The sequence below is a fragment of the Streptomyces sp. DvalAA-14 genome, assembly GCF_900091855.1.
In the GTDB taxonomy this organism is placed as follows: domain Bacteria; phylum Actinomycetota; class Actinomycetes; order Streptomycetales; family Streptomycetaceae; genus Actinacidiphila.
Genome location: NZ_FMCH01000363.1, coordinates 18,166 through 29,399 on the forward strand (window position 1 = coordinate 18,166; position 11,234 = coordinate 29,399).

The 11,234-nt window shown below is 71.2% G+C and carries 13 protein-coding genes and 1 pseudogene; 9 read left to right on the plus strand and 5 right to left on the minus strand.

What is annotated here, in order from left to right:
* Positions 1-165: 165 nt before the first annotated feature.
* From GA0115240_RS18855 to GA0115240_RS18870, 4 genes and pseudogenes are all read right to left on the minus strand, one after another.
* Positions 166-1,335, minus strand: coding sequence for a hypothetical protein (locus GA0115240_RS18855; RefSeq protein ID WP_093737849.1), 1,170 nt, complete (start codon positions 1,333-1,335; stop codon positions 166-168).
* 105 nt (positions 1,336-1,440) lie between these two features.
* Entirely contained in the window at positions 1,441-1,704 is a 264-nt protein-coding gene (locus GA0115240_RS18860; RefSeq protein WP_093737850.1) for a type II toxin-antitoxin system RelE family toxin, read from the minus strand.
* A complete protein-coding gene (locus GA0115240_RS18865) occupies positions 1,697-1,966 on the minus strand; it encodes a type II toxin-antitoxin system Phd/YefM family antitoxin (RefSeq protein WP_093737863.1) in 270 nt (89 codons plus the stop codon). Before GA0115240_RS18865 ends, GA0115240_RS18860 begins: the two co-directional genes overlap by 8 nt.
* Positions 1,967-2,008: 42 nt before the next feature.
* Positions 2,009-2,188 (minus strand): annotated as a pseudogene (locus GA0115240_RS18870) (DNA-binding protein); the annotation flags it as partial.
* A 124-nt stretch (positions 2,189-2,312) separates the two neighbouring features.
* Between GA0115240_RS18870 and GA0115240_RS18875 the strand changes: the two are divergent.
* The 4 genes from GA0115240_RS18875 (at position 2,313) to dhaK (ending at position 5,866) form a co-directional block, all read left to right on the plus strand.
* Positions 2,313-3,173 carry a class II fructose-bisphosphate aldolase gene (locus GA0115240_RS18875; protein ID WP_093737851.1) on the plus strand — a complete coding sequence of 287 codons (861 nt, stop codon included), beginning with the start codon at positions 2,313-2,315 and terminating at the stop codon, positions 3,171-3,173.
* A 4-nt stretch (positions 3,174-3,177) separates the two neighbouring features.
* Complete coding sequence (locus GA0115240_RS18880) at positions 3,178-4,026, plus strand: HAD-IA family hydrolase (RefSeq protein ID WP_093737852.1); 849 nt, start codon at positions 3,178-3,180, stop codon at positions 4,024-4,026.
* A gap of 92 nt (positions 4,027-4,118) precedes the next feature.
* Positions 4,119-4,772 carry a dihydroxyacetone kinase subunit DhaL gene (dhaL, locus tag GA0115240_RS18885; protein ID WP_093737853.1) on the plus strand — a complete coding sequence of 218 codons (654 nt, stop codon included), beginning with the start codon at positions 4,119-4,121 and terminating at the stop codon, positions 4,770-4,772.
* A gap of 98 nt (positions 4,773-4,870) precedes the next feature.
* Positions 4,871-5,866 carry a dihydroxyacetone kinase subunit DhaK gene (gene dhaK, locus GA0115240_RS18890; RefSeq protein ID WP_093737854.1) on the plus strand — a complete coding sequence of 332 codons (996 nt, stop codon included), beginning with the start codon at positions 4,871-4,873 and terminating at the stop codon, positions 5,864-5,866.
* 144 nt (positions 5,867-6,010) lie between these two features.
* Here dhaK and GA0115240_RS18895 read toward each other — a convergent pair whose 3' ends face one another.
* Positions 6,011-7,465 (minus strand): MFS transporter, encoded by a 1,455-nt coding sequence (locus tag GA0115240_RS18895; RefSeq protein WP_256069882.1) that lies wholly within the window; start codon positions 7,463-7,465, stop codon positions 6,011-6,013.
* A 505-nt stretch (positions 7,466-7,970) separates the two neighbouring features.
* Here GA0115240_RS18895 and GA0115240_RS18900 point away from each other — a divergent pair.
* The 5 genes from GA0115240_RS18900 to GA0115240_RS18915 all read left to right on the plus strand — a co-directional run bounded on the left by GA0115240_RS18900 (position 7,971) and on the right by GA0115240_RS18915 (position 11,023).
* Positions 7,971-8,954, plus strand: coding sequence for a DUF4190 domain-containing protein (locus GA0115240_RS18900; protein WP_141708888.1), 984 nt, complete (start codon positions 7,971-7,973; stop codon positions 8,952-8,954).
* A 189-nt stretch (positions 8,955-9,143) separates the two neighbouring features.
* Entirely contained in the window at positions 9,144-9,896 is a 753-nt protein-coding gene (locus GA0115240_RS18905) for a GntR family transcriptional regulator (RefSeq protein ID WP_093737857.1), read from the plus strand.
* 121 nt (positions 9,897-10,017) lie between these two features.
* Positions 10,018-10,467, plus strand: a complete 450-nt coding sequence (locus tag GA0115240_RS18910; protein WP_093737858.1) for an RpiB/LacA/LacB family sugar-phosphate isomerase — start codon at positions 10,018-10,020, stop codon at positions 10,465-10,467.
* Positions 10,467-10,640 carry an SPOR domain-containing protein gene (locus GA0115240_RS36235; RefSeq protein WP_141708889.1) on the plus strand — a complete coding sequence of 58 codons (174 nt, stop codon included), beginning with the start codon at positions 10,467-10,469 and terminating at the stop codon, positions 10,638-10,640. The genes GA0115240_RS18910 and GA0115240_RS36235 overlap by 1 nt, the downstream gene beginning before the upstream one ends.
* Complete coding sequence (locus GA0115240_RS18915; RefSeq protein WP_093737859.1) at positions 10,637-11,023, plus strand: (deoxy)nucleoside triphosphate pyrophosphohydrolase; 387 nt, start codon at positions 10,637-10,639, stop codon at positions 11,021-11,023. Before GA0115240_RS36235 ends, GA0115240_RS18915 begins: the two co-directional genes overlap by 4 nt.
* Positions 11,024-11,234 lie beyond the last annotated feature (211 nt).

Below are 11,234 nucleotides of genomic sequence, written 5' to 3' on the forward strand. Positions count from 1 at the left end.
GTTCCGCTTCAACGTGTAACTGTTTCGTTGCTGCAAGCTAGTTCGGCTGTCGAGTTCGCAGGTGGCAGGGGGTCGGCTCTTCCGGGAGTCGGCCCCTTGCTGGTTCCCGTGCTGGATGTGTGCTGAATTTTTTGACGCTTCGTCACCTACGCGTCCTGGAGCGCCTTAGTCGGCAAGCGGTTCGAGCATTGGCTGGAAGGCGGAGTTCTCCTCGCCCGGAACGTGCGGGAGGAAGCCGTCGGGGACGGTGCGGGAGGCAGTGGCGAGTAGGCGGTCCAGGACTTCCTGCTCGGTGGCCGGGGGGAGCCGAAGGGTGGCGAAGAGACGGTCGCGGACGACGGGGTGGTCCGGGTGGTCATCGAGGTAGTCGGAGCTGAGGGCCGGGGGCCGGAAGCCGGCCAGTGCCTCGTGCCAGGACGGGAGGGCGATGGCGAGGGTCAGGGCCTCGGCGAGCGACTCGGCGATCAGGGAGGCCTGCCCCTCGGAGTCGGTATAGAGGACGGGGCGGGGGCCACCAGGGACGGCTGGGCCGCAGAGGTAGTGGGTGCCGCCCGCGTTGCAGCTGGCGACAGGCTCCACCGGGAGGCCGTTGGGCAGGGCGACCGGCTCGATCGGGTCGGTGCGGGCGAGGTCGAACTCGCCGTCGCAGGCCAGGTAGGAAGCGACCTCCGGATGCGCGGTGATCCTGCGGAGCAGGGCGTTGTCTGAGAGGGCGGCCGGGTTGAGTGCCGCGGCGACCGCAGGGGTGAGGGGATGCCCGGCGAGGATGTGGCGGACGGCTTCGAGGGCGACGGGACGCTGGTAGTAGTCCTCGAAGTGGGCCTGGACGGCCTCGGGGGAGCGGTCGGCGAGGAGATGGAAGAGGAAGCCGGAGCCGTCCGGGTCCTCGCTGCCGGGCGGGAAGTCGATGCCCGAGCCAGTGCGCCATGCCGTGTCGCCGGTCTCCCGCCACAGGCAGGCGGTGACCCGAGGGGCGTCGATGCCCTCATCGCGGAAGGCGGGGTCGTCCAGGAGCGGGCGCAGCAGGGCGGGCACTTCGTCGATGACTCCGGGCCAGACCTGCTCGTCGTCCGTCCCGTACGGGCTCATCGTCGACTCGTGGTCGAAGCCGCGTATGAGCACGCCGGCCGGGGTGAAGAGGGCGGAGAAGTCGTCCCCCGAACCGTTCTCCATCAAAGCCGCCTCTTCGGCGGGACCCCAGGAGTCGTCGAAGGTGTATTGGCAGTACTGCGGATCGTCGGCGATCGCAGTCTCCAGGACAGCCAACGCGCGCAGGTGGCTGCGGAGCTCAGTGGGGTCGGGAAGGAAGGCGGCGATATCGCGCACAGTGCTCATGGCGTCATGAAAGCAGTCGCCAGTGACAACGCGGCCTGCTGGTCCGGACGGCGGCGTCCCTGACTCCAGCGGATTTCGGCCGCCCGCACGTGTCCTGGCTCAGGATCAGGTGTCGTACACGGTGGAGCGATGCCCGATGTATACAACCCACACCACCAGTTCACCGTTGTCGATCGTGTAGACGACCCGGTAGTCACCCACTCGCAGGCGGCGGCGTTCCGGCTGGGACACGAGTGCGGTGGTGTTGAAGCCGAGGGGATCGCTTTCCAGTTCGGTCAGCTTGGCCAGGATGCGGAGTGCCATGTCCCGGGGAATCTTGCGTAGCTCCGACTGGGCCTCGGGTCGGAAGACGGTGCGGTAGTCACTCATTGCGCGCGAGGGTCTCCCTCATGATGTCCTCAATCGGGATGCCCGCTGCCGGATTCGCCATGCGCTCGTCGATGATCCGGTTGATCTCGCGCTCTTCCCACTCCTGGTACTTCCGAAGCACCTCGATGGACACGACCGCGGCGACCTCCTTGCCTCTGCGTGTGATCACGGTGGGTACGTCATCCCGGTCGGCCCGCTCCACGACCTCGGCCAGGTGTGCGCGCACATCGCGGATGGACTCTATGGGCAAGGGCTGCGTCATGCGCTCAAGCGTACCAAGTGTCTCTTGTGTACACAATGCGCAGGGGTCGGACGTGAGGACGGTGACTGGGCGGTGTGCGCTGCGGGCGATCGCGGCGTTGATGGCGTACTTGTGACCGTGCAGCCGGTGGGTGCGCAGGAGGCCTGCCGCCTGGACCAGGGCCACGACGGTGCGGTCCTTCCGATACAGCTTGGAGAGGCCTTCACCGTCGAGCAGGAGGATGCCGGGTCATCGGTGCGGACCGTGAGCCGGTGGCCCGGCAGGTGTGGCCCAGGGCCGTCCGAGTGGCGGGGGGCGCTCGGCGGGCGTGGAATGGGATGGGCGAGTTCCAGCTCTTGGAGGCATCGTGTCTGTCGTACCGCTGACCGAGATCGTGTCCGACGCCTTCACGAAGCGTTACGGCGTACCGGCCATCAATGTCTTCAACGACCTCACGATGGAGGCCGTGCTGGCCGCCGCCGTGGAGAAGTCGTCGCCGTTGATCGTGCAGACCTCCGTCAAGACGGTGAAATCGATCGGCAGCGAAGTGCTGTACACGATGTGGACCTCGATGACCGCCGGTATCGAGGTGCCGGTCACGCTCCACCTGGATCACTGTCCCGATCGTGAGGTGATCACGGAGTGCCTGCGGGTCGGCTGGAACTCCGTGCTGTTCGACGCGTCCACGCTGCCGGTGGAGGAGAACATGCGGCAGACGGTCGAGGTGGTGGCCGAGGCCCGCGGCTTCGGGGCCAGCGTGGAGGGGGAGATCGAGGCCATCACCGGGGTCGAGGACGGGGTCGGGTCCGACAGCGCGGCGGCCCAACAGGATCTGGAGGTCACGCTGGATTTCCTGCGGACCACCGGGGTCGACGTCTTCGCGCCGGCGATCGGGAACGCGCACGGGTCGTACAAGCAGGCGCCCGAGCTGGACTTCCAGCGGGTGTCCGACATCGTGGCGGCATTTCCGGTGCCGATCGCGCTGCACGGCGGCAGCGGTCTTTCCGACGAGCAGTTCCACGATCTGATTTCGCGCGGCTGCGCGAAGGTGAATATCTCCACCGCGCTCAAAGAGAAGTTCATGAAGTCGAGTCTGGCCTTTCTGGAATCGGCGGCGGAAAGGCAGAAATGGGATCCGCCGTCCCTCTTCCGCTCGGTCCGTGACGACGTGGTCGAGATGAGCGGCTCGCTGATGACCCTCTTCGGCAGCGCCGGCCGGGCGAGGTGAGATCATGCCCGCCCTCGTCTTCGACTGCGACGGTGTCCTCGCCGACACCGAGCGCTACGGCCACCTGCCCGCGTTCAACCAGACCTTCGACGAGTTCGGCCTGCCCGTGCGGTGGAGCGACCGCGAGTACGCGGAGAAGGTGAAGGTCGGCGGCGGGAAGGAGCGGATGAAGACGCTCCTGACTCCGGAGTTCATCGCACGGGCCGGCCTGCCCACCGACCCGGACGCGCTGAACGAGGAGGTCGCGCGCTGGCACCGGCGCAAGACCGAGATCTACACCGAGATCATCAGCAGCGGCGCCATCCCGGCCCGGCCCGGGGTGCGGCGCCTGGCCGCCGAGGCCCACGACGCCGGCTGGGCGCTGGCGGTCGCCTCCACCTCCGCGGAGCCGTCCGTACGCAGCGTGCTCGAACTCGCCGCCGGCCCCGAACTCAGCCCGCACTTCAGCGTGTTCGCCGGGGACATCGTGCCGCGCAAGAAGCCCGCGCCGGACATCTACACCTATGCCGTGGACCGGCTCGGACTCGATCCGGCGGGCGTGCTGGTGGTCGAGGACAGCCGCAACGGGATGCTGGCGGCGCTGGGCGCCGGACTGACCTGCACCGTCACCACCAGCGCCTACACCGGGCAGGAGGATTTCACCGGGGCCTCGCTGGTGGTGAGCTCGCTGGGCGACCCGCCCCCGGAGCAGACCGTCACCGAGGTGCTCGCCGACCCGCTCGGCTCGGAGCCCCGTCCGCTGGTGCGCCTGGCGGACCTCGCCTTCCTGCTCGCCACGACCACCGGCCCCGGCCCGGCCGCCGGTCCGGATCCCGGCGCCGCCCCGGGTCCGGCCGCCGACCCCGGCCCATGAGCGGCACCCGCCCGTCCCGGACACCGGGCCCATGACCGGTATCCACCGCCCCCGACCCCGGCCGAACTGATGTCACGGCAGACAGGAGAGCCATGTCAACGCCATCGACCACAGCCGGTGACCTCGAGTTCGTCGTCCAGACGATCGCCCGGACCGCCGTGGACAACGAACGCGAGTTCGGTGAACTCGACGCGATCGCCGGGGACGGCGACTTCGGCTACTCGCTCGCGCGCGGATTCGAGATCGTCCTCGCCGACTGGGACACCCTCGACCGCAGTTCACCGTCGGACTTCTTGAAGAAGGTCGCCCTGGTGATCTCCAAACGGGTGGGCGGGACCTCGGGGCCCTTGTGGGGCACCGCCTTCCTGCGCGCGTCCACCGCCATCAAGGACCGGGACGAGCTGAGCGGCGCGGACGCGGTCGCGATGCTGCGCGCGGCAGCCGAGGGCATCAAGGCGCGGGGGAAGTCCGATCTCGGCGACAAGACGCTGCTGGACGCGCTGATTCCGATGACGGACGCGCTGGCGGAGCACCTGGAGGCCGGCGCCCCGGCCGCCCCGGCCGAACTCGCCGGCGTCGCCGCCGCCACCGCCCGCACCGCGGCCGACGCGACCACCCCCATGCAGGCGATGCGCGGGCGCCAGAGCTACACCGGCGAACGCAGTATCGGCTCGCCGGACCCGGGCGCGGTGGCCGTGGCGGTGATCGCCGAACGCGTCGCCGAGGCATGGGCCGAACGCGACTGACCACCTGCCCCCGGCCGAACCCCGCCCCCCACCCGGCAGCCCCTACCCACCGGAAGCGAGACCGCCGTACTCGAAGAAACGAGACCTTGGAGCGACGCATGAAGAAGTTCGTCAACGACCCGAAGAACTACGTCCCGGAGATGCTGCAGGGGCTGGCGCTGGCCAACCCCGACACGCTTCGGTACGTGCCCGAGTACAACCTGATCATGCGCGCCGACGCCCCGCAGGAGAACAAGGTCTCCCTCGTCCAGGGGTCGGGCTCGGGCCACGAGCCGGCGCACGTCATGTCCGTCGGCAAGGGGATGCTCGACGCGGCCTGTCCGGGTGACGTCTTCTCCGCACCGCCGTCCGACTTCGTCTACGAGACGGTCAAGCTGGTCGCGTCCCCCAAGGGCGTCCTGCTGCTGGTCAACAACTACACCGGCGACCGGATGGCCTTCGAGATGGCCGAGGAGCTGTCGCAGGCCGAGGGCGTGAACGTCCGGACGCTGTTCATCGACGACGACGTGTCGGTGGAGGACTCGACCTACACGGTCGGCCGGCGCGGTGTGGCCGGCAACTTCTTCGTGATGAAGGCCACCGGCGCCGCGGCCGAACGCGGCGCCGACCTCGACGAGGTGTACCGCGTCGGGGAGAAGGTCAACTCCGTGAGCCGCACCATGGGCATGGCCCTGACCGCCTGCACCCCGCCGGCCAAGGGATCGCCGCTGTTCGACCTGCCCGAGGACGAGGTCGAAATGGGCGTCGGGATCCACGGCGAGCCGGGCCGGCGCCGGGAGAAGCTGCAGCCCGCCGACGCGATGGTGAAAGAACTGCTCACCGCGGTGGTGGACGACCTGCCGTACGCCTCCGGTGACGGCGTCGCACTGATGGTCAACGGGCTGGGCGGGACGCCGATCGGCGAGCTCTACCTGGTCTACGGGCTGGCGCACAAGCAGCTCGCGGAACGCGGGATCGAGGTCCGCCGCAGCTATGTGGGGGAGTACTGCACCTCGCTCGACATGGCCGGCGCGTCGATCACCCTGGTCAAGCTGGACGACGAGATCGCCGAGCTGCTCGCCGAGCCGGCCGAGATCCCGCTGCGCGTCTTCTGACCGACGGCGCGCGATCCGGTCCGGGCGATCCGGTCCGGGCGATCGGGACCGCGCGCGTCCGAGGGCCGGGTGCGTGTCCGAAGCCAGGGCGCGGGTCCGAAGGCCGGTGTCCGACCCGCACCGGGCGGGAGCGGGTCGGAGCCGTCACGCCCTCTGCTTCTCCCTCTTCTTCAGGAACCGCGCGTTCAGCGGCGGGGAGTGGTAGCCGGGACCGGTCGCGGCCATCCAGGACTCGATGTCGGGCGCCCTGGGGGCCCGGCCGCCAGCCCAGAACAGGCCGATCAGCAAGGCCGCGGAGACCGCGGTGAAGATCAGCATGACCAGCACCGACAGGTGGAATCCCTTGTGGAACGAGGTCTGCGTCTCCGCCAGGCGCAGCAGGATCGGGCCCAGCAGGAAGGCCGCCTCGGAGCGCAGCAGCTCGACCAGGGCGAAGGTGGGGCCCAGTTGGGCGATGGACACGGAGAAACCGGCCAGGAACAGGGCCGGTGTCACGCCCGCGCCCGCGCCGTAGCCGAGGAAGAACGCGGCCACGGCCACGATCGGGGAAGAGTTCGACGGGGTGATGCCCAGCAGCACTCCGGCCGCGATCGCCACGCTGACCAGGCCGGACAGCGCCAGATAGGGCGTCCACCGGGTCAGCACCAGGCGGTGGAAGACGGCGGCGGAGATGGTCACCCCGAGGAGTTGCGGCGCCAGGAGCAGGCCGGCCCGGACCGGGGACAGGTGCGAGACCTGGACGAGGTAGACCTCGGACAGTTCCAACAGGGTGGTGAAGGTGGCGCCGACGACCATCGCGGCGGCCACTCCGGTGACCGGCAGCGTGTTGCTGATCGGCCGGATCGGCATCAGCGGGACGGCCCTCTTGTACTGGCCCGCCACCAGGACGACGCCGATGACCAGGCCGACCACGACGGGCGCGATGAACTCGGTGTCGCTGAAATTGCCGCGCGACAGCCACGAGACGCCGAAGAACGGCAGCGCGGTGGTGCCGAGGGCGAGCGGGATGGCCAGCCAGTCGAAGCGGGCCCGGCGGGCCGGCGGGTCGTTGCCCTCGAAGGTGAGGGCGCCGATGGTGAGGCCGATCGCCGCGAGCACCGTGACCGAGGTGTACAGCAGCCGCCAGCCGCCCTCGCTGCCGACCAGGCCACCCGCCACCGGCCCGGCGGTCACCATGCCGAACAGGCCGAGGCTGATGACGGCGGCGGTGCTCGGCACCCGGTCGGGGCCGTGCGTGGTGATCAGCGGCGGCAGCGCCGCCACCAGCAGCATGCCGGTGAACAGGCCCTGCAGCACGATGCCGGTGACGAACTGGCCGATGCCGGTCGCGGTCAGGGCCACCACGGAGGCCACCACGAAGCCCGCCTCGCAGAAGAGGTAGACGCGGCGGCGGGAGATGCGCTGGGTGAGGTCGGCCGCGGCGACGGCGCCGAACGCGTAGCCGGCGTTGGCCATGCCGGCGGCCAGTTGCAGCTCGAACCGGGTGGCGTGCAGATCCTTCATCAGCAACGGCTGGAACAGTGAGACGGCGGTGGTGAGCACCAGGAAGGGGCTCAGCGCCAGCAGCACGAGAGCCACTGCGGCGGCATAGTTGCCCACCAGCGGGACTCCCCTTTGGTGAGGGGGCGTCGAGGAGCTGGGTTGGATGGTCGCCTCCGAGGTCGTGAGCGGGGAAGACGCACCCTCCCGGACACGGGCTCGGCACCGGCAGCTGAGGCATCCTCATGGCGCGTCTCATGCGATCTGCCCAGGTCGCCGACTCAGCGTATGCCGCAGATCGCCGCATTCTTCATCTGACACACCATGCGGACAAATGCACCCATTCGAGCCCGGTCGGGCCGTCCGTCCCGGACGCGGCCGCGCTCCGGGGCTCGGTGCTGCCCGTGGCGCGGGGGCCGCGGGTTGAGGCCGCGGCGTGCGTCCCGGCGTGCGTCTCGGCGTGCGTCTCGGCCGGCGCGAACCCGGTGCGCGAACCCCGCGCCCGAGACCGCGCCCGACCTCGTGCACCCCTGCCGCCACCCGTGGACCGGACGGCGCGTCAGCTCCGGCGGATCCCGCGCCCGGCCGGGGGTTCCGGTGCTCGAACAGACCGTAAACTCCCCTGGTGGACATACCTCCGCCGCCTCCGCCGCCGCCCTCCCCGGACGGCACCGCGCCTCCCGGCCCGCAGCCGGCCGGGCCGCCCCCGCCGCCCCCGCCGCCTCCGACATCCCCGACGTCCCCATCGTTCGAGACGGGTCCGCCGGATCGGACGGACCCGCCGTACGACGGCCTCCCGACCTATCCCCAGGGCCCGCACGGATACGGCCCCTACGGCCAGCAGCCGCCCTACGGCACCGCGGCTCCCGGGAGCCCGCCGCCGTATCCCGGCGCCCCGTACGGATCCCCGTATGGATCCGCCTACGGCGCCCCCGGCCCGTACGGCTACCCGATGCCGCCGCAGGGCTGGTACGTCGAGCGGCCCACCAACGGGCTGGCCATCGCCTCGCTGGTGACCGGGGTGACCTGCCTGCCGCCGCTCGGTCTGATCTTCGGCATCATCAGCCTGCGGCAGATCAAGCGCCGCGGCGAGCGCGGCAAGGGAATGGCCGTCGCGGGCATCATCGTCTCCGCCGTGTGGATGGCGGTGACCGCGCTGATCATCACCCTGGCGGTGACGGGTGTGCTGGACGAGGGCAACACCCGGGTGGAGGACCTGGTGGCCGGGGACTGCTTCAACACGGTGCACGGCTCGCTGCCCGCGGACGGCGGGGAGGGCCTGCGGGCGAACAAGGTCGACGTGGTGTCCTGCGACGACGCGCACCAGGCCGAGACGTTCAAGGTGTTCCCGTTGGACGCCGGCCCCGACGGCGGCTACCCGGGGGCGGGTCAGACCGCGCAGATCGCCGGCGGCCGCTGCGCGGACTACGCGGGCGACTACCTGGGCGACAACGCGCTGCCGGCGAACATCGAGATCTACTCCTTCACGCCTCCGGCGGCCGGCTGGGATCGCGGCGACCACGACGTGACGTGCTTCTTCGGCAGCCGCTCGGGCAAGGTCCACGGCTCGGTGGCGGAGGCCGGGGACGGGAGCGGTTTCGGCGTCTGACCGGCCTCTGCCCGGCGCTGGCCGGTGTGGGGGGCGGTGGTCGGCCGGCGTGCGGCCGGTGTGGGGCCGGTGTGGGGTCGGCGGGCGAGCCGCGCGTCCGTTGCGGAGGGTGATGCTCAGGGGAAGGCTTGCGGTCGAGTACCGACCGTTGCCAAGCTGTCGCGGACAGTCAACCCCTGGGAGTGGCACGTGGCCTTCGGTGAGCAGCCCGCCTACCTTCGTGTGGCGGGGGACCTGCGGCGGAAGATCCTCGACGGCACGCTGCCGCCGCACGCCCGGCTGCCGTCACAGGCCCGCATCCGGACCGAGTACGGCGTCTCCGACACCGTCGCGCTGGAAGCCCGCAAGGTGCTGATGGCCGAGGGCTTCGTCGAGGGACGCTCCGGCTCGGGCACGTACGTGCGCGAGCGGCCGCGGCCCCGCCAGATCGTCCGCAGCGGCTACCGGCCGGCCGGCACCCCGAGCGTCTTCCGGCAGGAGCAGGCCGACGAGGCCAGCGAGGGGAGTTGGGAGTCCCGCACCGAGCAGGACGCGGCGTCGGTGGAGGTCGCCGAGCGGCTCGGCATCGAGCCGGGCGACCGGGTGATGCGCACGCAGTACCTGCTGCGGACCGGGGGCGAGCCGATGATGATCTCCACCTCCTGGGAGCCGCTGGCCGTCACCGCCCGCACCCCCGTCCTGCTGCCCGAGGAGGGCCCGGTCGGCGGGCAGGGCGTGGTGCCGCGGATGGCCGCGATCGACGTCCTCGTCGACCACATGGCGGAGGAGGTCGCCGCGCGCCCCGGGCTCGCCGAGGAGACGGCGGCGCTCGGCGGGGTGCCGGGCCATATCGTGATCGAGATCCGGCGCACCTACTTCGCGTCCGGGCGGCCGGTAGAGACCGCGGACGTGGTGATCCCGGCCGAGAGATATCGCGCGGTCTACCACCTTCCGGTGCGCTGACACCCTTACTCTTGGGATGAATTGACGTCCCGTCATATTCTGGTCGAACGCCTGGCCGGATCAGTACCTCTTCGTGTTAATCCGTACCCTCGCTGTGAACCTCAGGCGTAGGGTCGGGCATATGCGCATCGCCGTTTCCTCGGACATGGATGAACCCGTGGCCCGACTCGCCGTCGACGAATTGAGACGCCGCGGGCATACCGTGCTGGCTTACGGGGCTTTGCGCCCCGGGGACCGCAAGGACTGGGCCTGGAGCGCGGAGGCGGCGGCCCGGGCGGTGGCGGACGGCGCCGCGGACCAGGCGGTGGTCTGCTGCTGGACCGGGACGGGCGCCTGCATCGCGGCGAACAAGATCGCGGGTGTGCGGGCGGCGCTGTGCGCGGACGCCTACACCGCGGACGGCGCGCGCACCTGGAACGACGCCAATGCGCTGGCGCTGAGCCTGCGTACGCTGTCCGGGCCGGTGCTCGGGGAGATCCTCGACGCCTGGTTCGCGGGATCCGCGAGCCGGGAACCGGACGACCGGGAGAACGTGGCGCACCTGCGCGCGCTGGAGGGGGTTTCCTCGTGATGTCCGAACTCATGTGGGTGCTGATACGCCAGGACGGCGGCGCCAACCGGTACCGGGTGGGCCGCTATGCCACCCGCGCGGAGGCGGAACGGGTCGCCGACGCGCTCGGGGGCGGGCGCGAGCGCGTCTATGTGATCGAGCGGGTGCCGGCGTCCCGGGTGGCGCCGGCGTGAGCGCACGGGTCGTCGTCGGCGGGGCGCTGCTGCATCGCGGCCGGCTGCTCGCGGCCCGGCGGACGGCGCCGCCGGACCTGGCCGGTCGCTGGGAGCTGCCCGGCGGCAAGGTCGAAGCGGGGGAGTCCGCGCCGGAAGCGCTGGTGCGCGAACTGCGCGAGGAACTCGGCGTCACGGTCCGCCCGCTGGAGCGGGTGCCTGGGGAGTGGGATCTGCCCTCCGGCCATGTGCTCCAGGTCTGGACGGCCGCGCTGCTGGCGGGCGCGCCACGGGCCCTGCAGGACCACGACGACCTCCGCTGGGTCACGGCGGACCAAGCCGCCACCTTGAACTGGCTCGACCCCGACCGCCCCGCCGTCACCTGGGCCACCACCCGCCTCTGACCCCGCCCCCGCCGGAGCGTCGCACCGCTCCGAGCGGTGGGCGACCCTTGAACCACCAGCCCGCCCGGCGGCCGGGCCGCGCCGTCCCCCCTGACCCGCCGGGATCGCTCCCACCCGGCGCGGATGCGACGATGCGGGGCCCTCCGCCCGGCCGCCGCACGAGCGCACGCGCAGGGCGGGCCCCCGCCGGGGAGCCGCCGTTCCCGCCGGA

Coding starts and splice junctions, on each gene's coding strand:
- GA0115240_RS36235 (WP_141708889.1), top strand. CDS start 10,467: ATGTCCGAACTCATGTGGGTGCTGATACGCCAGGACGGCGGCGCCAAC.
- GA0115240_RS18855 (WP_093737849.1), bottom strand. CDS start 1,335: ATGAGCACTGTGCGCGATATCGCCGCCTTCCTTCCCGACCCCACTGAG.
- dhaL (WP_093737853.1), top strand. CDS start 4,119: ATGTCAACGCCATCGACCACAGCCGGTGACCTCGAGTTCGTCGTCCAG.
- GA0115240_RS18865 (WP_093737863.1), bottom strand. CDS start 1,966: ATGACGCAGCCCTTGCCCATAGAGTCCATCCGCGATGTGCGCGCACAC.
- dhaK (WP_093737854.1), top strand. CDS start 4,871: ATGAAGAAGTTCGTCAACGACCCGAAGAACTACGTCCCGGAGATGCTG.
- GA0115240_RS18880 (WP_093737852.1), top strand. CDS start 3,178: ATGCCCGCCCTCGTCTTCGACTGCGACGGTGTCCTCGCCGACACCGAG.
- GA0115240_RS18860 (WP_093737850.1), bottom strand. CDS start 1,704: ATGAGTGACTACCGCACCGTCTTCCGACCCGAGGCCCAGTCGGAGCTA.
- GA0115240_RS18910 (WP_093737858.1), top strand. CDS start 10,018: ATGCGCATCGCCGTTTCCTCGGACATGGATGAACCCGTGGCCCGACTC.